18 protein-coding genes are annotated in these 19,632 nt (G+C 58.3%); 12 read left to right on the top strand and 6 right to left on the bottom strand.

The annotated features are described in order from the left end of the window. Nucleotides 1-231 precede the first annotated feature (231 nt). Nucleotides 232-726, top strand: coding sequence for a hypothetical protein (locus soil367_RS12060; protein WP_136549329.1), 495 nt, complete (start codon nt 232-234; stop codon nt 724-726). Nucleotides 727-958: 232 nt separating this feature from the next. On the opposite strand, the gene queG is transcribed toward soil367_RS12060, so the two are convergent. Then, nucleotides 959-2,059, bottom strand: coding sequence for a tRNA epoxyqueuosine(34) reductase QueG (queG, locus tag soil367_RS12055; protein ID WP_246065274.1), 1,101 nt, complete (start codon nt 2,057-2,059; stop codon nt 959-961). Nucleotides 2,060-2,275: 216 nt separating this feature from the next. Here queG and soil367_RS12050 point away from each other — a divergent pair, with 216 nt between their 5' ends. The 11 genes from soil367_RS12050 to soil367_RS12000 all read left to right on the top strand — a co-directional run bounded on the left by soil367_RS12050 (nt 2,276) and on the right by soil367_RS12000 (nt 15,480). Then, a complete protein-coding gene (locus tag soil367_RS12050) occupies nt 2,276-3,886 on the top strand; it encodes an NAD(P)H-hydrate dehydratase (protein WP_136549328.1) in 1,611 nt (536 codons plus the stop codon). Then, nucleotides 3,879-4,436: a tRNA (adenosine(37)-N6)-threonylcarbamoyltransferase complex ATPase subunit type 1 TsaE gene (gene tsaE, locus soil367_RS12045; protein ID WP_136549327.1), complete on the top strand. Its 558-nt coding sequence runs from the start codon at nt 3,879-3,881 to the stop codon at nt 4,434-4,436. Before soil367_RS12050 ends, tsaE begins: the two co-directional genes overlap by 8 nt. Continuing rightward, the gene (locus soil367_RS12040; protein ID WP_246065273.1) at nt 4,429-5,808 is read left to right on the top strand and encodes an N-acetylmuramoyl-L-alanine amidase; all 1,380 of its coding nucleotides are present in this window, start codon (nt 4,429-4,431) and stop codon (nt 5,806-5,808) included. Before tsaE ends, soil367_RS12040 begins: the two co-directional genes overlap by 8 nt. Nucleotides 5,809-5,881: 73 nt before the next feature. Continuing rightward, a complete protein-coding gene (gene mutL, locus soil367_RS12035; protein WP_136549326.1) occupies nt 5,882-7,777 on the top strand; it encodes a DNA mismatch repair endonuclease MutL in 1,896 nt (631 codons plus the stop codon). A 47-nt stretch (nt 7,778-7,824) separates the two neighbouring features. After that, the gene (gene miaA, locus soil367_RS12030) at nt 7,825-8,766 is read left to right on the top strand and encodes a tRNA (adenosine(37)-N6)-dimethylallyltransferase MiaA (RefSeq protein WP_136550606.1); all 942 of its coding nucleotides are present in this window, start codon (nt 7,825-7,827) and stop codon (nt 8,764-8,766) included. 127 nt (nt 8,767-8,893) lie between these two features. Next, the gene (gene hfq / locus soil367_RS12025) at nt 8,894-9,148 is read left to right on the top strand and encodes an RNA chaperone Hfq (protein ID WP_136549325.1); all 255 of its coding nucleotides are present in this window, start codon (nt 8,894-8,896) and stop codon (nt 9,146-9,148) included. A 38-nt stretch (nt 9,149-9,186) separates the two neighbouring features. Next, nucleotides 9,187-10,482: a ribosome rescue GTPase HflX gene (gene hflX, locus soil367_RS12020; protein WP_136549324.1), complete on the top strand. Its 1,296-nt coding sequence runs from the start codon at nt 9,187-9,189 to the stop codon at nt 10,480-10,482. A 116-nt stretch (nt 10,483-10,598) separates the two neighbouring features. Next, entirely contained in the window at nt 10,599-11,783 is a 1,185-nt protein-coding gene (gene hflK, locus soil367_RS12015; RefSeq protein ID WP_136549323.1) for an FtsH protease activity modulator HflK, read from the top strand. Nucleotide 11,784: 1 nt separating this feature from the next. After that, nucleotides 11,785-12,678 (top strand): protease modulator HflC, encoded by an 894-nt coding sequence (gene hflC / locus soil367_RS12010; RefSeq protein WP_136549322.1) that lies wholly within the window; start codon nt 11,785-11,787, stop codon nt 12,676-12,678. 222 nt (nt 12,679-12,900) lie between these two features. Then, nucleotides 12,901-14,088, top strand: coding sequence for an ATP phosphoribosyltransferase regulatory subunit (locus soil367_RS12005; RefSeq protein WP_136549321.1), 1,188 nt, complete (start codon nt 12,901-12,903; stop codon nt 14,086-14,088). 99 nt (nt 14,089-14,187) lie between these two features. Then, the gene (locus soil367_RS12000; protein ID WP_136549320.1) at nt 14,188-15,480 is read left to right on the top strand and encodes an adenylosuccinate synthase; all 1,293 of its coding nucleotides are present in this window, start codon (nt 14,188-14,190) and stop codon (nt 15,478-15,480) included. Nucleotides 15,481-15,516: 36 nt separating this feature from the next. Here soil367_RS12000 and cmoB read toward each other — a convergent pair whose 3' ends face one another. The 5 genes from cmoB to soil367_RS11975 all read right to left on the bottom strand — a co-directional run bounded on the left by cmoB (nt 15,517) and on the right by soil367_RS11975 (nt 19,455). Continuing rightward, nucleotides 15,517-16,548 (bottom strand): tRNA 5-methoxyuridine(34)/uridine 5-oxyacetic acid(34) synthase CmoB, encoded by a 1,032-nt coding sequence (cmoB, locus tag soil367_RS11995; RefSeq protein ID WP_136549319.1) that lies wholly within the window; start codon nt 16,546-16,548, stop codon nt 15,517-15,519. Then, nucleotides 16,526-17,290 carry a carboxy-S-adenosyl-L-methionine synthase CmoA gene (gene cmoA, locus soil367_RS11990; RefSeq protein WP_136550605.1) on the bottom strand — a complete coding sequence of 255 codons (765 nt, stop codon included), beginning with the start codon at nt 17,288-17,290 and terminating at the stop codon, nt 16,526-16,528. Before cmoA ends, cmoB begins: the two co-directional genes overlap by 23 nt. A gap of 53 nt (nt 17,291-17,343) precedes the next feature. Further along, on the bottom strand, nt 17,344-17,688 hold the full coding sequence (locus soil367_RS11985; RefSeq protein ID WP_136549318.1) for a PA3694 family proteiin: 345 nt from the start codon (nt 17,686-17,688) through the stop codon (nt 17,344-17,346). 38 nt (nt 17,689-17,726) lie between these two features. After that, on the bottom strand, nt 17,727-18,725 hold the full coding sequence (locus soil367_RS11980; RefSeq protein ID WP_136549317.1) for a serine/threonine protein kinase: 999 nt from the start codon (nt 18,723-18,725) through the stop codon (nt 17,727-17,729). 298 nt (nt 18,726-19,023) lie between these two features. Further along, nucleotides 19,024-19,455, bottom strand: coding sequence for a hypothetical protein (locus soil367_RS11975; RefSeq protein WP_136549316.1), 432 nt, complete (start codon nt 19,453-19,455; stop codon nt 19,024-19,026). Nucleotides 19,456-19,632 lie beyond the last annotated feature (177 nt).

Raw genomic sequence — 19,632 nt, 5'->3', positions numbered from 1 at the left:
GGTCGGGGGACTTATTGTGCCCACCGACCAGGTGTTTCAGAAACCTCGGCTATTCCGGTGATTAGCAAAAGTACTTTGAGTACGCTTCACAGAATGTGAAGGTGTATGCATACCAGATTTCTGAAGAGAAAGTGAAGCATCGAGTGCTGAATATGTTGGTGCGCATTGTCACGTCTTCAATGCGCTTAGTAATCGTGCAATCAATTGAACAATTTAGATAAGGGGTGGGAAATGGCCATACTCAGGCTAATGTACTTCACTGGTGTCTTGTCTTTATTTGCAGCGACTACAGGCGCATCTACTAACGAAGGTGATAACCGGCCACAGTTCCGTGCAGTGACGGCAAAGGGCTGTTTTCAGAGCACCAACATTAAGGGCGATGAGTTTCTTGCTAAAGGACTAATAGATGTGACGATCGAGGACCCTGAAGTTATCGTTACAGCACAAGGCGAGCCCTTGGAAATATGGACTGTAACTTATGAAAGCGCTGTCGGGTTTGATTTGGCAAAAGCTGTAGTTGGAACCCATAGTACGCGTTGCAAGAGCACGGAGCGAAGATTATGGATAGATCGAGAAGACGCGATAGAGCTCATCGAATCCGAGCGGCTCAAAGAGTTGCTTGAGCGCGAGTATATAAGAAATAAAGATGTTCATGAGGTTGGTATTATCTTCCGTAAGAGTGACCCAGATAGCGTTGAGTTTGTATTGCAACAGAAAAATAATTGAAAGTCGATGTGGCTAATTGGCTAGACTTCCTTGAAGTTTTGGTGGGCGTCAGCATTTTCATGCTCCGATGATTGCTCGCGAGCTGAATGTCACCGCTAGCATGCGTTAAAGCATTCCTGGCGTGCAGTTCTGCAGTCGCTAGGGAGCAGGTCAGATCCCGGGTGTGGAAAATGTTGAGACCCCGTCTTCCTGATCGGCAACGGTACGGTAGTGTGGGCCCGGAGCTTTTCCTTCAGTTTTCGTGCTGGGCCAGGGCCCACTGAACGTGTTCCCGTACCAGAGCAGAGGGGTCTTCCTCGCGTGAGCGCAACGCTTCCAGAACCGGGATGGTCGACGGTGCATTGCCAAGGGCCACGGCCAGATTCCGCAGCCAGCCTTCGAAGCCCGTACGTCGAATTGCAGAGCCGGCGGTGCGCTCCAGGAAGGTCTGCTCATCCCAACGGAACAGGCTCGCCAGATCACTGTTATCGAGGCTGTGTCGCGGCTGAAAGTCGGGCTCACTGGCCGGTTTACTGAACCGGTTCCAGGGACATACCAACTGGCAGTCGTCGCAGCCAAATACCCGGTTGCCCATTGCTTTGCGAAACTCCAGCGGGATCGGCCCGCTGTTCTCAATGGTGAGGTAGGAAATACAACGTCGCGCGTCGAGGGTGCCCGCCCCCACGAATGCATCAGTGGGGCACAGGTCCAGGCATTTGCTACAGCTGCCACAGTGACTGCCATTGTACGGCTCGTCCAGAGGCAGGGGCGCGCTGGTAAAAATCTCACCGAGAAAGAAAAAAGACCCGGCTTTGCGGTTCAGCAACATGGTGTTCTTGCCGGTCCAACCCAGCCCGGCTTTGCGGGCGACGGCCCTTTCAAGCACCGGGGCGCTATCGACGAAGGCCCGGTAATCGTAGCCCTGCAGCATCTCGTCAATGCGCTGAGCCAGTTGAGCAAGTCGCTTGCGCAGCAGTTTGTGGTAGTCGCGCCCCAGCGTGTACCGGGAAATATAGGCTTTCTCCCGGTTCTTGAGCACGGCGGCGGGTGAGTCGGGCGCCGGGGCATAATCCATGCGCACCGAGATGATCCGGCAGGTGCCCGTCACGAGCTCGGCTGGGCGGAACCGTTTGGTGCCGTGCTTGGCCATCCAGTCCATGTCGCCGTGGTAGTCGTTGTCCAGCCAGTGCTGTAGGTGCTGGCCGTCCTGCTCCAGCTCCGTGTCGGTAATGCCTATGCCCTGGAAGCCAAGCTCAGCAGCCCATTCTTTAATCGTCTTTGCCGCGTCGGCCATGGCGCGGGCGTCGCCAGGGTCGATGATGGCTGGGTTGGGCGTAATATCGGGTTGAGTCATGCAGTACCGGTGCTTAGCAGTATGGCTGGAAACAGCCCTATGATAGACCGCGTTCCAGGCGTCCTCCATGTTTTGCAACCAAACGCTCTAACGTATTGTTCATGTTATGTACAATTGCTGTAATTTTGCTATGCTTTCCAGTGATCTAGAACTTTCTTTTAATCCGGTTTCTTTTTGTTCCGGTCCGGGCCGGCAACCTATTGAAAAGTCTTACGAATGGCGGAATCTGCAATCGACAGTTCATTGCTGAAGAAAAGCGCCTTGCCCCGCGCACTCTATAGCGGCCATGCCGTGCGCGAGCTGGATGCGCGCTATATCGCTCAGGCTCAGGTGACCGGGCTGGCCCTCATGCAGCGCGCGGGACGCTCGGCCTTTCGCCACGCCATGCGCCGCTGGCCGGCGGTGCGGCACTGGCTCGTGCTTTGCGGCACCGGCAACAACGGTGGAGATGGTTTCATTATCGCTGCCCAGGCCGTACAACAGGGACATGATGTGCGCTGCCTGCTATTGGGCGATACCGGCAAGCTTCAGGGCGACGCCCGGCGGGCCTATGAGGAGGCCCGTCAGGCCGGTGTTGCGGTCGAGACGTTCTCTGACACGTTATTGCACCAAGCGCTAGTCAACGCCCAGCTGGTCGTCGATGCCATGCTTGGCACCGGCCTGACAGGCGCCGTTCGCGCGCCGTACGACGCTGCGATTGATGCAATCAATCAGGCAGAAACCGCGGTTATGGCGGTGGATATGCCGTCGGGGTTGTGCAGCGACACCGGTACGCTTTTGGGTAAAACCGTTCAGGCCGACCTCACAATCACGTTTATCGGCCTGAAGCTTGGGTTGTTTACCGGCAAAGGGCCGGGAGTCGTGGGCGAGCTGGTGTTCGACAGCCTTGGCTGCGACGACGACATTGCCGCGGCGGTTCCAGCAGTTGCTATCCGGCTCGATTGGGCTACTGCCCGGGTCGGATGGCCGAAGCGTTCGCCTACCGCTCATAAGGGCGATTTCGGACGGGTACTGGTCATTGGCGGCGACCTCGGTATGGGCGGTGCTGCGTTGCTGGCGGCGGAAGCGGCCGCCAGATCCGGCGCTGGCATGGTCTTCGTGGCAACACAACCGGAGCATGTATCCGGCTACCTGGCGCGCCGGCCCGAGCTGATCGTCAGGGGGGTCCGGCATCGGAGCGAGTTGCTGCCACTGCTTGAACAGGTTGACGCCGTGATTGTCGGGCCCGGCCTCGGTCAGGGTCCGTGGGGGCAGCAACTGTTACAGGCGGTGCGCACTGAGTTCGACGGACCGGTACTGATCGACGCGGATGGATTGAATCTGTTGGCAAAAGAGCAGGGCGACCCTGATGGTAACGGCGCTGGTAAAAGAAAGCTTGGCAACCACGTGGTTCTGACCCCCCACCCGGGTGAAGCGGCGAGGCTGCTGGGATGCTCGGTCGCCGACATTGAAAGGGACCGGATCCGGGCTCTCGATTCGCTCAGCAACCGCTATGGCTGCGTGGTGCTTTTGAAAGGTGCAGGCACGCTTGTAAAGAATGCTGATTCAGCGTCAGTGCCAACGCTTATTGATGCGGGTAATGCCGGCATGGCGTCAGGCGGAATGGGTGATGTGCTTTGTGGCCTGATCGGCGCTCTGCTGGGCCAGGGCCAGGAAGGGGTATCAGCAGCGATCCTGGGTGGCGTGTTGCACGGAGCGTCGGCCGACCTCCTGGCGGCTGAGCTGAGTATGGCTGGCATGCTGGCTGGTGACCTGCCGCTGGCAGCGGCCAGACTGTTGAAGTCGAGCGAAACCAGACCGGATACAACAGGAGCCGTGCATGTCTAACTCAACGGCATGGTCATCTGAGTGGTTGCTGAGTGACGAAACGGCAACTGAGACGCTGGGTGCCGCGCTCGCGCAATGTTGCCGGGACGGCGGTTTGGTTTTTCTGCATGGCCCTCTGGGCGCAGGTAAAACGACGACCGCAAGAGGGTTGCTCCGGGCGCTCGGGCATGAGGGTAAAGTGAAAAGCCCGACCTATACGCTGGTGGAGCCCTATGAAAGCCTCAGCCCGATGGCCTATCACTTTGATCTCTACCGGTTAAATGATCCGGAAGAACTCGAGTTCATGGGCTTCAGAGATTTTTTGCGGGACGATGCCCTGTGTCTTATTGAATGGCCCGAAAAAGGGGCAGGATGGCTCGGCACACCTGATCTTGAGCTCGAGCTTGAGCCGACTGAAGAGGCCCGTCTTGTCCGGTATCGACCACAATCCCGCAGGGGTGCGGGAATGGCCGAAGCGCTTAAGCAGTTGTTGATGTCTGCAAAAGGCGTCTCAGCGGTGCAGTCGTCGCGGGAACGCGCCAACTCAACAGGAAAATCCGACGATGTTTGATAATAGATGTTCACGCCGTCGTGGCGATCGGCCGTGGGCCCTGGAGCTTTTGGTGGCGGGGTGGCTGGTCTGCCTGCTGGTATTCAGTGGTGGCGCCATGGGCCAGGTTCCGGTGGAAAACGCCCGTGTATGGCCGGCCCCCGACCACACGCGGGTGGTGTTTGATCTGGGCGCCGAGGTGGAGCATTCGGTATTCACGCTCGAAAATCCCCATCGGCTTGTGGTGGATCTTCGTAATGCATCGCTGAAGTACGATGTCACCCAGCTTGACCTCGGCGATAGCCAGATCCGCCAGGTCCGTAGCGCTCCGCGTAACGGCAACGACCTTAGAATCGTACTGGATCTGGCAACCAAATCGCGACCCCGCAGTTTCGTGCTTCCGCCTAATGACCAGTATGGTCATCGTCTTGTCATTGATCTGGTCGACTCAGGGCAGCAACAGAAGCAGAGCTATGCGCCGGTCATGAGCAATAACAGCAGTTCGGGCCAGCGGGATATCATAGTGGTCATTGACGCCGGCCACGGCGGTGAGGACCCCGGCGCGATCGGCCCGACCGGCTTGCGCGAAAAAGATGTTGTTCTGGAAATCGCGCGGGACCTGCAAAAGCTGATCTCGGCAGAACGTGGCTACAGCGCGGTACTTACCCGGGACCGTGATTATTACATCGGCTTGCGCGAACGCACGGAAATTGCCCGCAAGGCCAATGCCGACCTCTTCGTGTCTATTCACGCGGACGCGTTCTTCAAACCTCAGCCTCGCGGTGCTTCCGTATATGCGCTGTCTCTCAGGGGGGCTACCAGTGAAAGTGCCCGATGGCTGGCGCAGAGTGAAAACGAGGCCGATCTGATCGGCGGGGTGGGCGGTGTCTCACTGGGGGACAAGGACAAGACGCTCGCGAGTGTTCTGCTTGACCTGTCGATGACTGCCAGCATGAATGCCAGCTTGGGCGTGGGTGGGCGCATTCTGAAGGAGATGGGCGCCGTTACAGATTTGCACAAGCGCCAGGTGGAGCAGGCCGCGTTCGTCGTCCTGAAGTCACCAGACATCCCATCTTTGCTGGTTGAGGCTGGATTTCTGTCCAATCCACAGGAAGAACGTAGCTTTCGCTCGTCGGCACATCGGGCAAAGCTGGCCCGCTCTGTTTTCAAGGGTATCGCTGCCCACTTTTCAGAGCTGCCGCCCCCTGGCACCTTGCTCGCCTGGGAAAAACGACGCAAGGGCGACGAACTGGCCTATAAGATACGCAGCGGCGATACCCTTTCCGGGATCGCGCGACGCAACCAGACCTCTGTAGGACGGCTCAAAGAGTTGAACAGCCTTAACAATGAAGAGCTCCAGGTCGGTCAAGTTATCCGTATCCCGACTTCCTGATTCTGGTATGCTGGCGGGCTGAAGGAGCGTCGCTCCTCAGTCATGTCTATTCGCGTCCGGTTGTTCAGGCCCCATGTCCCGTATCCACGTACTTACTCCGCGTCTTGCCAATCAGATAGCAGCTGGTGAGGTTGTCGAAAGACCGGCCTCCGTTGTCAAGGAGCTGGTGGAGAACGCACTCGATGCAGGTGCATCCCGTATTGAAGTCGACGTTGAGCAGGGCGGCGCCAAGCTCGTGCGTATTCGGGACAACGGTGGCGGAATTGACGAGGCCGACTTATCCCTGGCGCTGAGCCGCCACGCAACCAGCAAAATCCAGGACCTGGATGACCTTGAGTCGGTGAGCTCATTGGGCTTTCGGGGAGAGGCACTGGCTAGTATAAGTTCGGTGTCACGGCTCTCCCTGACTTCACGGGTACCCGAATCTGAAGCGGCATGGCGTGTAGAAGTGGAAGGGCGCGACATGGATGCCCGCTTGAGCCCGGCGGCCCACCCGGTGGGCACGACTGTGGAGGTGAGGGATCTCTTCTTCAACACCCCGGCCCGGCGTAAGTTCCTGAGGGCAGAAAAAACCGAGTTTAACCATATTGAGGAAGGGCTCAGGCGGCAGGCTCTGAGCCGTTTTGATGTCGGTTTTTCCCTCCGCCACAATCAGAAGCCGCTGTTCAGCCAGCGCCCGGCAGACTCTCAGGTCGATCAGGAGCGCCGTATAGCGTCCCTCTGCGGCACACGTTTTATCGAGAACGCGGTAATGATCGATAATGAAGCGTCGGGTCTACGGTTGTGGGGATGGGTTGCGCTGCCGACTTTTTCCCGGAGTCAGGCCGACCTGCAGTATTTTTTCGTTAACCGGCGGGTTATTCGGGACAGGCTGGTGGCCCATGCCGTCCGTCAGGCATACCGCGACGTGCTGTATAACAACCGTCATCCGGCGTTCGTGCTTTACCTTGAACTGGACCCGGCCAATGTCGACGTCAATGTTCACCCCACAAAGCATGAGGTCCGGTTCAGGGATGGTCGGCTAGTACACGATTTTATATTTCGTAGCCTGCACCGGGCGCTTGCGCAGGTTCGTCCTGCTGACCATCTGCCGGGGAATCATTCTGCAACCGAGGCCCTGCAGGACAGCGCGCCGGGCAGTTCGGAGAATGGCGCGCAGTTCTTGGTGGGCAGCAGTGCTAACGGTACGGGTTACGATAATGCCAGCGGTACGGGGCACCGTGACGCTGGCGCTACAGCCTATGCCGCAACGCGCTATCCGGCCCCCCAGGAAGCCCGCGAGCAGATGGGGTTTTACCAGGCGCTGCACGGCGGCGGGCCGGTCTCGCAAGCTGGTCCCGTCCGGCAGCCGGTGGCGACCACCGCACCGATGGACGATCAGAACGAGCCCACCCTGGGTTACGCCATCGCCCAGCTACACGGTATCTATGTGTTGTCCCAGAGTTCGCGTGGGCTGATTCTGGTCGATATGCACGCCGCGCATGAGCGAATTACCTACGAACGGATGAAGAAGGCGCTGGAGCAGGAGAGTATGACGCTCCAGCCATTGCTGGTGCCGGTCACTGTTGCTGTCAGCCAGCGTGAGGCCAGCGCTGCCGAGAACAGCCGGGAGACCCTTCAGCAGGTGGGTCTGGTAGTGGAGCGGCTGGGTCCTGAAAGCCTGGTTGTCAGGCAGATCCCGGCGATGCTGCGCGGGGCTGACGCCGAGCAGCTGGTTCGCGATGTTCTGGCTGATCTGATTACCCATGGCCAAAGTGACCGGATAGAAGCGGTCACCCATGAGTTGCTGTCGACTATGGCATGCCATGGCTCAGTGCGGGCTAACCGCCAACTGACACTGCCAGAAATGAACGCGTTATTGCGCGACATGGAGGCGACCGAGCGCAGCGGTCAGTGTAACCACGGCAGACCGACCTGGACTTTGATGACCCTGGCTGATCTGGACAAGCTGTTCCTGCGGGGCCGCTGATCGTGGTTCATCAGCCGGGCGTTGATCTGCCGCTGGCCATTTTTATCATGGGCCCGACGGCCGCGGGTAAAACAGACCTGGCCATTGCACTGCAGGATGTCCTTCCGGGCCGGATTATCAGCGTCGATTCCGCCATGATTTACCGTGGCATGGACATTGGCACAGCCAAGCCCAGTGCAGCTGAATTGGCGCGAGCGCCCCATCGCCTCATTGACGTTATCGACCCGGCTGAGACGTACTCCGTTGGTGACTTCTGCCGGGATGCACGGGGCGAGATGGATGCCGCGGTTGCTGAAGGCCGGGTGCCGCTCCTGACCGGCGGCACCATGATGTATTTCAAGGCATTGAAAGAGGGCTTCGCTGATGTGCCTGTGGCGGACCAGACGGTTCGGCAGCGCTTGTTGGAAACCGCGGAATTGGAAGGCTGGGACAGCCTTTACCGCCAGCTGCAGCGTATTGATCCTGAAGCCGCCGCTGGACTGCATCCAAACAACCATCAGCGACTCGTGCGTGCACTGGAAGTCTTTGAACTTAGCGGGCGGCCGCTGTCATCGCACTGGGCCGCAAGGGGAAGATGGGATGGGCAAGACGAACGCGGCGCCGCTCAAACAATTGCATTGCCCTATCGCATACTGGAACTCGCGTTAATACCGGAATCTCGTGCCTTGCTGCATCGACGCATTGAAGCGCGCTTCACGATGATGCTTAATAGAGGCCTGATTGACGAGGTAGAGAGACTTCGCGCACGAGGTGATCTTAACCTGGACTTGCCCTCGATGAGGTGTGTGGGGTATCGGCAGGTCTGGGAACACCTGGAAGGGAACTTCAGCTATGAAGAACTTGTCCAGAGAGGGATTGCGGCTACCCGACAGCTGGCCAAACGCCAATTGACGTGGTTGCGTCGCTGGCCTGAGGCTCATTCTTTGGACCCTGGAAGCCCCGATCTTTATCGGAATGTATTGAAATTGGTCGATTGCACACCACATTAAGGGTGCATACCCAAGCCTTGAGAACAGTATTAACCGAGGTCCTGGCCCGGCTAGGGATAGTCCGCGGCCCCAATAATTTTCGAACGGCTACTTGAAGCTGCATTTTTAAATAAATAGGAGAAAGAACATGTCAAAAGGGCACTCTCTACAAGACCCTTACCTGAACGCGCTGCGCAAGGAGAGAATTCCGGTATCGATATTTCTCGTCAACGGAATCAAGTTGCAGGGCCAGATCGAGTCGTTCGATCAGTTTGTCATATTGCTGAAAAATACTGTTAGCCAGATGGTCTATAAGCATGCGATCTCGACGGTTGTGCCGGCGCGCAACGTCCGGGTTGTTCATAGTCCCGTTGATGGCGAGGCGCCTGAAGAGGCTTCCTGAGCCTGATACTGTCCCCGTGAAGGAGGCGATGCCACCTCTTGTTTGAACGTCCTGATTTTGGTGAGCGAGCAGTGCTTGTTCACCTAGAGTTTCCTACCGAAAGCCATAGCGAAGACCCAACCGAATTTCGGGAGCTGGTTCGGTCTGCCAATGTCGAACCGGTCTGTACAATCACTGGCTCGAGAAGCCAGCCGAGCCCACGGTATTTTGTGGGTGAAGGCAAAATGGAAGAAATACGGCAGGCTGTGACCGATGCAGAAGCCGATGTGGTGCTGTTCAACCATACCCTCTCGCCAAGCCAGGAGCGCAATCTCGAGCGAGCTTTCAAATGCCGCGTGCTCGACAGAACCGGAGTCATCCTCGATATTTTTGCCCAGCGTGCCAGGACGCACGAAGGCAAATTGCAGGTTGAGCTCGCGCAACTGGAGCACATGTCGACCCGGCTCGTGCGGGGCTGGACTCACCTGGAGCGGCAGAAAGGCGGCATTGGGCTGCGTGGCCCGGGTGAGACGCAGCTGGAAACCGACAGGCGATTGCTGCGGGGTCGGATCAAGTCGATCAACCGCCGCCTGGACAAGGTGCGGCGGCAGCGGGACCAGGGTCGCCGAGCCAGAAAACGCGCGGATATGCCGACGGTGTCACTGGTCGGCTACACCAACGCCGGCAAATCCACCCTGTTTAACCGGCTGACTGAATCCCATGTATTCGCCGCCAACCAGCTCTTCGCGACGCTGGACCCAACGTTGCGTCGACTGGAGCTGCCGGATCTGGGGCCGATGGTGCTGGCTGATACAGTGGGCTTTATCCGCCACCTGCCTCATAAGCTCGTGGAAGCGTTTCGCGCGACGCTGGAAGAAACGATAGAAGCGTCGCTTCTGGTGCATGTCATCGACGCAAATGATGAACGCCGCGACGATAACATCGAGCAGGTCGAAACTGTCCTGGCCGAAATCGGTGCGGACGAGGTGCCCGTTCTGCAGGTCTATAACAAGATTGACTGCATGGACGGCGTGGCACCCCGGGTAGAGCGGGATGGCGAGGGCAAGCCTGTGCGGGCCTGGGTTTCGGCGGTTTCCGGCGCTGGCCTCACCGAGCTGCTCGATGCCATCAGTGAGCTTCTGGTCGAAGACGTGATCCACGAGCGACTGCGTCTGACTCCAGGGCAGGGTAAACTACGCGCGCTGTTCTACGGGGCCGGCGCTGTGGTTGGCGAACAACAGCTCGATAACGGTGATGCCGAGCTAGAGGTCCGCATGCAGATGCGTGACTGGAATCAGCTCCTGCGGCGCGCCGGTACGGGTGAAGCCGAGGTCAACCGACTCCGGTTGCCGTAACGGGGCATAATCAATAGTATTTGCACCACTTGAGGCGGAGCTGACCTCCGCCTCTGATTTTTTGACGGGCGCTCTTACGCGTGCCCGGACCGATTTCGTACTTGACGGAGAATTTTATGGCCTGGAATGAACCGGGTGGCAACCGTAACGACCAGGATCCCTGGGGGACCGGGCGACGGGGTGGTGGCGATCAGGGTCCGCCAGATCTGGATGAGGCACTTAGAAAAGGCCTGGACAAGATCAATAAGCTCTTTGGCGGCAAAGGGGGCGGCGGTCAGGGTGGCAAGCGTGGCAGTTCAGGTAGCGGTTTTGGGCCTATCCTCGCCATTATTGCAATTGTGGCAGTTGGTTTTCTTGTGGTTCAGTCGGTGTATACGGTCGATGAGCAGGAGCGGGCCGTTGTATTGCGTTTCGGCAAGTACCACAAAACGGTCAACCCGGGGCTTCAGTTCCGTATCCCGCTCATCGACGACGTCCGCAAGGTTCAGGTAACCAATGTTCGGTCGACCCAGACCTCGAAGCAGATGCTTACCGAGGATGAGAACATCGTTAACGTCGACCTGCAGGTGCAGTACCGGATCTCTGATGCTCAAGCCTACGTGCTTAACGTGCGCGACCCGTCAGAAACGCTTCGGTTCGCGACGGACAGCTCCTTGCGTCACGAAGTGGGTGGCTCCGACCTGGACGAAGTGCTTACAACCGGCCGGGCTGCATTGGCTGTTCAGGTTCAGCAGCGACTGCAATCGTTCCTCGATGCGTATGGGGCCGGTTTGCAGGTCGTGAAAGTCAACGTGGAAAGCACGCAGCCTCCACAACAGGTTCAAGCCGCGTTTGAAGATGTTCAGCGCGCGCGGGAAGACGAGCAGCGTCTTATTGAAGAAGCCCAGACCTATCGTAACAGGGTCGTGCCGGAAGCTCGGGGTCGTGCCCAGCGTATGATCGAGGAAGGTACCGCTTACCGCGCCCAGATCGTTGAGACCGCGGCAGGTGAAACCCAGCGATTCCTTGCTTTACTGGACGTCTTCGCAGAGTCGCCAGATGTAACCCGTGAGCGCCTTTATATTGAGACCATGGAGAAGGTGCTCGGCCGTACCAGCAAAATACTGGTGGACGTAGATGGGGGTAATAACATGATGTACCTGCCTCTGGACCGTCTGACCCAGGGCCGGGCCAATAACGAGCAGACTGAAGGTGCTCCGGATATTTCGGACACGGCGGCCCTGGACATGGAAACGCTGACCGACCGGGTCATCCAGGAATTGCAGAACAGACAGGGCACCACCACCCGGAGGGCACGTTAATATGACACCTAAAGGTTTAGTAGCGCTTGTCGCGGCGTTTATCGTCATTCTTCTGGTGTCTGCCACGGTTTATGTGATCCCCGAGACCCACCGCGGTGTATTGCTGCGGTTCGGTGAGCTGGTAGAAACCGATATCCAGCCCGGGCTTCACTTTAAGCTGCCGTGGATTGATGAGAGCCGGACGTTCGACACCCGGGTGCTTCTTCTGGATGTCACCACCAATCGCTATCTCACCATCGAGAAGAAGCCGCTCGACGTGGACTCGTATGTGACCTGGCAGATTCAGGATGTGGACCAGTTCTACCGTTCGACCGGTGGGGATGAAATGCGCGCGGTCAGCCTGATTACCTCGCGTGTGGACACCGGTCTGCGGAACGAATTCGCTGGCCGTACCATGTACGAAGTTATCTCTGGAGAGCGTGATGCGCTGGTCGATAACCTGACCGAGTCGGTCGATAAACTGGTCGAGGAGGAGTTCGGGGTCAAGGTACGCGATATCCGGGTACGGGCAATTGAGCTGCCAGGCGAAGTGAGTCAGAACGTCTTCCGGCGGATGAGCACAGAGCGTGAAAAAGAAGCTCAGGAGTATCGTTCGCGTGGTCGGGAACTGGCCGAGGGCATTCGGGCCGATGCTGATCGGCAGCGCACCATCGTACTGGCTGAGGCATTCCGTGAGGCTGAAGAAGTCCGTGCATCAGGTGACCGTGTTGCAGCCAAGACCTATGCTGATGCCTATGACCAGAACCCAGAGTTCTTCAAACTCTTCAGGAGCCTGCGTGCCTACGAAGAGACATTCAAGGACAAGGGCGACATGCTGGTGCTTGATGCCAATAGCGACTTCCTGCGTTTCATGAACGACATGCAGGCCACCGGTAGCGCGTCCGGGAATAACTGAAACCGCGTCACTAGTCGTTGATTTTCCTGTCCCTGCTGAAAGCGTGCGGGGGAACCGGAGAGCGGAGCTACGGCTTATCGTACCTATCAGGTAGCGATAAGTTGGGACAAGTTTCGCTTTCCGGTTTTTTTGTGCCCGCTATCACGGTAAAATCCGGGCTCCTGTCGCGCCCTCCTTTTGCGAGGGCGTTGTTGCGATGACGCCAAACCACGGAAGCATTTCATGACGGTATCCGACCGCTGGCTACTCCCGGACGGAGTGGAAGACCTCCTGCCACCGACTGCGCTGCGTATTGAAGCGTTGCGCCGGGAGTTGCTGGATTCCTGGCAGCGGTGGGGTTACCAACTGATATCTCCACCGATGATCGAATATCTGGAGTCCCTCCTCACTGGCACTGGCAACGACCTGGACCTGCAAACGTTCAAACTAACCGATCAGTTGACAGGCAGGTTGATGGGCGTTCGGGCCGATATGACGCCTCAGGCCGCGCGTATCGACGCTCACGGGTTGCAGAGTAAAGGTGTAACCCGACTTTGCTATGCCGGGCATGTGCTTCATACACGCCCCCTCAGCCTCACCGGCGGCAGAGCGCCGCTTCAGGTCGGCTGTGAGTTGTTCGGCAGCAGTGCGTTGGCTGCAGACGAGGAAATTGTCGTGCTGATGCTCGAAGCGCTCGCGGTAGCAGGCGTTGCACGGGTGCACCTGGATCTGGCTCACGTTGTTATTTACCAGGAGCTGGTCGCTGCGGCCGGGCTTAGCGATAAAAAGCAGAAGGCGGTATTCGACGCCGTTCGGCGAAAATCCGTGCCGGAGCTTCATGAGCTGCTGGGCAATCAGCCCGCCGGCAGTGCCGGTGCTCAGCTTCTCGCGCTGGCGCCGCTGGTTGGTGGTCGCGAGGTGCTCGCGCAGGCAAGCGAAATTCTGGGGACGGCGTCGGAACGCATCAAGAAGGCTCTGGGTGATCTGGAGTACGTTGCTGACCGCGTGTCCGCGCGCTTTCCAGACGTCAGCCTGGGCTTCGATTTTTGCGAGCTTCGGGGGTACAACTACCACACCGGGTTGGTATTCGCTGCTTTCGGGGCAGGGGGTGAGCAGGCTCTGGCTCAGGGTGGCCGTTACGACGCGATCGGCGAAGATTTCGGTCGTGGGCGTCCGGCTACCGGGTTCAGCGCTGACCTCAGACGGCTCACACTTCTGGCCGATAGTAGCGATGTTGTGGATCACCGTGCGATATACGCACCGGCAGTCGATGACCCGGATCTACAGCGTCGTGTAAGTGAATTGCGCCGTTGCGAAACTGTTATTCAGGCCTTGCCCGACGAGGATTCTCACCGGGCACGCAGCCAATGCGATCGGCAACTTGTGCAGCGTGACGGCAAGTGGCATATCGAGGCTCTGAACGCTCAGTAGGCTTTTCTGTACCGACTGCTCGTGATCAGCTCCAAATCACCTGAAACTCATACCAAGGCCCTCCGGCTGTGCCTGGGCCCCGACGACCGAGAATAGGCAATGGGTAAAAATGTTGTAGTTTTAGGCACCCAATGGGGTGACGAAGGCAAGGGTAAGATCGTTGATCTTCTCACCGATCAGGTTGCCGCAGTGGTCCGTTTTCAGGGGGGGCACAATGCCGGGCACACGCTGGTGATAGAAGGCGAGAAAACAGCCCTGCATCTGATTCCGTCCGGCATACTCCGGGAGCACGTCATCTGCCTCATCGGTAATGGTGTCGTTGTGGCGCCTGATGCGCTGTTCAAGGAAATCCGTGAACTGGAAGCGCGCGGGGTTGAAGTAAGAGAACGCCTGCGGGTGAGTTACGCGTGTCCTCTTATTTTGCCGACGCATGTTGCTCTTGATCTGGCGCGTGAGGCGCGTCGCGGAAATGCCAAGATCGGGACCACCGGACGGGGAATAGGCCCGGCCTATGAAGACAAAGTGTCCCGCCGTGGCTTGCGGATCGGCGACCTTGCCGACCCAGGGGCTTTCGCGGAGAAGCTTTCGGAGTTGATGGGCTATCACAACTTCGTCCTTACCCAGTATTACGGCGCTGAGGAAGTCGACTTCCAGAAGACACTCGACCAGATGATGGAGTGGGGCCAAGAGCTGCTACCTCTCGCCGCGGATGTCACCGGGATGCTCCATGATTATCGTAAACAGCAGAAAAATATGCTGTTTGAGGGCGCGCAGGGCTCACTGCTGGATATCGACCTGGGAACATACCCCTACGTCACCTCATCGAACACAACGGCCGGGGGGACGGCGACAGGCAGCGGCTTCGGGCCGCTCTATCTGGACTATGTGCTGGGAATCACCAAAGCCTATACCACGCGAGTCGGGTCGGGGCCTTTCCCTACCGAGTTATTCGATGACGCGGGGGCCTATCTGGCTAAAAAAGGCCATGAGTTCGGAACCACAACCGGGCGTGCCCGCCGCTGCGGTTGGTTCGACGCGGTCGCGTTACGGCACGCTATCCAGATCAACAGTGTCTCCGGGATCTGTCTGACCAAACTGGATGTTCTCGATGGGCTCGAGACTGTAAAGGTTTGCGTGGGATACAAAACGCCCCAGGGTGAACTGCAGCGGCCGCCGATTGGCTGCGACCTCTATGACCAGATAGAGCCGATCTACGAAGAACTGCCCGGCTGGGCTAAAAGCACCGTCGGCCTTACTGCTATGGAACAGCTACCTGCCAACGCTCGGGCCTACATTGCTTTTCTGGAGAAGCAGATTGAGGCGCCCATCGACATTATCTCCACCGGCCCAGACCGGGTCGAGACCATCACGCTAAGACACCCTTTCGTCTAGTGTCACGAGGCGCCAGGCTGCTTCCCCGGGGTTGGGTTAGCGGGGCTTGCGGGCAATAAGAGTGGCCCGCAGCGGGGCGGGGTAGCCCTCCGCCGTCTTTGAAGGATCGCTTGGGTCGAGAAAGTCAGAAAGCGACTGAAACTGCATCCAGTCGGTGGCGCGTTGCTCCTCTGTGGAGGTCAGGCTTTCATCGACGACCCGAATGTCAACAAAGCCGGCTCGTGCCAGCCAGCGCTTGAGTGACCTGCTGCTGGGAATAAACCAGACGTTGCGCATCATGGCGTAGCGGTCCTCGGGCATGAGCACTTCGCCTTCATTCCCTGCGATCACCAGTGTTTCCAGCACGACTTCGCCGCCCGGTTTCAGCGTCGCTTTGAGGTCCAGCAGGTGGTCTATCGGCGAGCGGCGGTGATAGAGAATGCCCATGGAAAAAACCGTATCAAAGTAAGCCATGTCGGGGGGCAGGTCTTCCACGCGGATCGGCAGCAGATCGACCGGCGCCGCGTTGTCGTACCGTTTGAGACTGAGGAATTGCATCAGGAACAGTAAGCCCGGGTCTATGCCTATGACGCGGCTAGCGCCGGCGCCCCACATGCGCCAGCAGTGGTAACCGGAGCCGCAGCCGACATCCAGAACGGTCCGCCCCGTCAGGTCGCTGAGGTGCGGCGCGACCCGGTCCCATTTCCAGTCCGAGCGCCACTCCGTGTCAACACTGAGACCGAAAAACTCGAATGGCCCTTTGCGCCACGGCATCAGACCTCGCAGGGCATGCTCCAGCTCTGGCTGAAGACTGCCAAGCCTCATGTCAGGTTGATCCGGTTCGTTCGCGGTAACCGCTACAGCTGATCGGTTCGGCAGCACCTTGGCGGCCGCGGAGACGGGTAACCCGTTATAAGCGTTCTGCCAGCGCTCTAGGTCACCATGGGGGTGACTCACAAACCGCTGCAAAAGCTGATTCTGCAGCTGGCCGGCCCAGGCTGCATTGCCTGTCTCACACAGGTGCGTCAGCAGAGGGTCATACAGGTCGCGCCAGTGGCGGCTCAGGTCAAGCGGATGGGGCAGGGTCATTTTTCTGTCTATTGGCCAGAGCTACGAGGGAAACGAAGTTGAAGCATTGGTACCAGAGAACAACGCGGGTAAAGCCGGCATCCAGCAGTCGTTGTCGATGCGCTGTCAGGGTTTCAGGGACAAGAACCTGCTCCAGTGCGGAACGCTTCTGGCTTATCTCTAGGTCAGAATAGCCATTGGCCCGCTTGAAATCGTGGTGCAGCAGGCTTTGCCATGATTGCTCGTCATCGTCTTCAAAAGATATTTTTTCAGAAAGGATGAGGGCGCCACCGTCGACCATGCCCTCGTGAATCCGCCTCAGCAGGCTCGAGCGCTGATCCGGAGGAACGAACTGCAGGGTAAAGTTGAGCGTCACCACGGACGCGTTCTCAATTGTGGAGTCCAGCAGATCCTCGCAGCGTAACTGGACCTGGACAGCGTTGTCATCAAGCGCGATGTGATGCTGGCAGCGCTCTATCATCGCCGACGAATTATCCACAGCGATCACCCTGCACGACGCATGTTGGGCACCGTGTCGCATGGCCAGGGTCGAAGCGCCAAGGGAGCAGCCCAGGTCGTAGAGGTTCGTGTCCGGCTGGGCGAAGCGCGAAGTTATGACGCCAATCATGGGTATGATGGTGGTGTAACCGGGAACCGAGCGACGAATCATGTCCGGGAAGACGCGCGCGACCGCGTCATCGAACTGAAAACTGCCAGGTCGGGTTCCGGCCTGGGTAAAAATACGGTCACGCTCGGTAGGCATATCTTTAGGTGAAGCCCCAGACACAACGGGTTCCTCTGGATCGGGCATAGGTTTTAGTCAGCGGATTCAGTGGCCGGTTCGGCGGTACTGGCTGCCGTGCAGGCGACGCCGCGGTTTTTGAAGTCTACCAGCAGGCCGCGCATTTTTTCGTCGGTATTGGATGCGATAACCAGATAGCCGCGGTGACACTCGGCATGCACCTCGGGTTTACTGGGGGACAGGCGAAAACTCTCGCCATCGGCGAGATAGATGGCCTTGAAGTCTCCCACGGGCAAGGCGCTCTTATCGAGCGAGTGCTTCAGCACGCCGTAGTACTCCAGCACGGCAACCGTCGCTGCTATGGTAGCGACAACTGTCAGGATCAAGGTGGCGGGCTTGAGCCTCCCCTTTGTGCTCATGCGCTAGTCTCCGTGTTTTATCTGAATCAAATAAATTATCAGGGCGCCAACGAAAGCGGCGGCTCGTCCAATGCCGATAGTTGTTCCCTTAGCATCAGGATATGGTCTGACCAAAACCGGGGTTGCCCGAACCAGGGAAAGTGCATGGGGAACGTAGGATCAGACCAGCGTTGTCCCAGCCACGCGGCATGACGCACCACGCGAAGCGTTCGCAGCGGCTCGATCAGAATGCGCTCGCGACGGTTGAAACTGTTGAACTGCTCATACCCTTCCAACAGCTCGGCCAGTTGATGGCCGCGCTCGCGATGGTCGCCATTCAGAAGTAGCCACAGGTCCTGGATGGGCGGCCCCTGGCGCGAGTCGTCAAAATCAACCATGAGGATGCGCTCGTCCCGCACCAGCAGGTTGCCGCCGTGACAGTCCCCGTGCAGACGGGCTGTTTCGACATCACCGGCCTGGTCAAGCGCAGCTTCTATGCGCGGCTCGAGATCCCGCAGCAAGCTGGTGTAAGCGGGGAGGAGGTCGCCCGGTATGAAATCACTCTGCACCAGAAAATCCCGGCTCTCCCGCAAATCATCAAGTATCCGGATGCTGGGTCGAGTCTCATACGGTTTTACCGAGCCGATCGCGTGTAACCGTCCCAGCCATTGCCCCAGGCGGTACAGGGTATCTTTCTCACTGGTATCGGGCGCCTGCCCCCCTCGCTGGGGGAATACTGCGAAATGGAACCCGGCGTGCTCGAACAGTGTTCGACCGTCAGCGCCAGGGAGAGCAGCCACGACGGGGATTTCGCCCGCCTCAAGATCCGCTACAAAGGCGTGCTCTTCGAGAATCTGCTCGGGTGTCCAGCGGTCGGGTCGGTAAAATTTGACGATCACCGGGGTGCTGTCCTCGATGCCTACCTGGTACACCCGATTTTCGTAACTGTTAAGGGGGAACAGCCGGCCGTTAATGGCATAGCCGGCCGCCTCAACAGCATCCAGGATAGTATCGGGTGTGAGGGCTTCATAGGGATGGCCCGTCGTCTCAACTACCATGGCGTCGGTTCCTCTGGAAAAGTAGGGCAGTCTTAGCGGGCCATCAGCATGTCCCGCACAGCGAACCGTGGGACGTGACTATACCATAGGGGTCCGGCGACCACAGGATCATAGTGCTCTGACAGGACCACAGTGCTCTGACAGGACCATAGTGCTCTGGCAGGATCATAGTGGTCCGGCGACCATAGGCCGCTGATAATTTGAGCTGACCCAGCGATGGGCGCCGCAAGGGTAGGCGCGTTCAGCGTCGCGCTGAAATGGCGCAGAGCAGACGTTTAATCTGGCAGGTAGGAGTAGATCAGGAGTTCGAAACGAGATCCGTTCGCTGACGCTTCATTTTCTGGAGGTGATACCAGTGTTCGTCCAGTTCCCAGCGCACGCGCGCGATGTCTTCGTGTCCGAGGATAATTTCGCTCGCGCGAGCCTGAAGTTGAGCATATTCGCGTTCCGCTCGCTGCCAGTCGCGATGCGAGTCATTAACGCTCTGCAGTGGCGGAAACAGTGCTTCCAGCGCCTGACGTGTTGAAGTGCCGGTCGAGCGGAGCGTTGTCATGACCGCGGTGTCGCCTTCTATGCGAAGTACACGGAACGGGTAGACATAGCTCTCCAGACGAGGGTCGTCGCGCAGGGTATTGTTAAGATTGATGACGCCAGCGCCACGCATGAGCAGCCAGGCCACGAACAGCGCGGCAACGAGCATCACCAGCAGGAATTGTTTACGATCTGACATAGCCTAGAATCTCTGGATGATGACTGTGTCCGGCAAGCTGAACCGAGCTTGAGCCAGACGCTACTCTTAAGTCGACCGATACCACTAGGTCGACAGATACCACTAAGTCGACAGATACCACGTCGATAGGACGGTCCTGTCCAGGCTAGAGCGGCATGCGGAGGTCTGCGAATCAAC

Source organism: Hydrocarboniclastica marina (assembly GCF_004851605.1).
Taxonomy (GTDB): domain Bacteria; phylum Pseudomonadota; class Gammaproteobacteria; order Pseudomonadales; family Oleiphilaceae; genus Hydrocarboniclastica; species Hydrocarboniclastica marina.
This window is presented reverse-complemented; position numbering and strand designations above follow the sequence as displayed.

Coding starts and splice junctions, on each gene's coding strand:
- soil367_RS12060 (WP_136549329.1), top strand. CDS start 232: ATGGCCATACTCAGGCTAATGTACTTCACTGGTGTCTTGTCTTTATTT.
- queG (WP_246065274.1), bottom strand. CDS start 2,059: ATGACTCAACCCGATATTACGCCCAACCCAGCCATCATCGACCCTGGC.
- soil367_RS12050 (WP_136549328.1), top strand. CDS start 2,276: ATGGCGGAATCTGCAATCGACAGTTCATTGCTGAAGAAAAGCGCCTTG.
- tsaE (WP_136549327.1), top strand. CDS start 3,879: ATGTCTAACTCAACGGCATGGTCATCTGAGTGGTTGCTGAGTGACGAA.
- soil367_RS12040 (WP_246065273.1), top strand. CDS start 4,429: ATGTTTGATAATAGATGTTCACGCCGTCGTGGCGATCGGCCGTGGGCC.
- mutL (WP_136549326.1), top strand. CDS start 5,882: ATGTCCCGTATCCACGTACTTACTCCGCGTCTTGCCAATCAGATAGCA.
- miaA (WP_136550606.1), top strand. CDS start 7,825: ATGGGCCCGACGGCCGCGGGTAAAACAGACCTGGCCATTGCACTGCAG.
- hfq (WP_136549325.1), top strand. CDS start 8,894: ATGTCAAAAGGGCACTCTCTACAAGACCCTTACCTGAACGCGCTGCGC.
- hflK (WP_136549323.1), top strand. CDS start 10,599: ATGGCCTGGAATGAACCGGGTGGCAACCGTAACGACCAGGATCCCTGG.
- hflC (WP_136549322.1), top strand. CDS start 11,785: ATGACACCTAAAGGTTTAGTAGCGCTTGTCGCGGCGTTTATCGTCATT.
- soil367_RS12005 (WP_136549321.1), top strand. CDS start 12,901: ATGACGGTATCCGACCGCTGGCTACTCCCGGACGGAGTGGAAGACCTC.
- soil367_RS12000 (WP_136549320.1), top strand. CDS start 14,188: ATGGGTAAAAATGTTGTAGTTTTAGGCACCCAATGGGGTGACGAAGGC.
- cmoB (WP_136549319.1), bottom strand. CDS start 16,548: ATGACCCTGCCCCATCCGCTTGACCTGAGCCGCCACTGGCGCGACCTG.
- cmoA (WP_136550605.1), bottom strand. CDS start 17,290: ATGCCTACCGAGCGTGACCGTATTTTTACCCAGGCCGGAACCCGACCT.
- soil367_RS11985 (WP_136549318.1), bottom strand. CDS start 17,688: ATGAGCACAAAGGGGAGGCTCAAGCCCGCCACCTTGATCCTGACAGTT.
- soil367_RS11980 (WP_136549317.1), bottom strand. CDS start 18,725: ATGGTAGTTGAGACGACGGGCCATCCCTATGAAGCCCTCACACCCGAT.
- soil367_RS11975 (WP_136549316.1), bottom strand. CDS start 19,455: ATGTCAGATCGTAAACAATTCCTGCTGGTGATGCTCGTTGCCGCGCTG.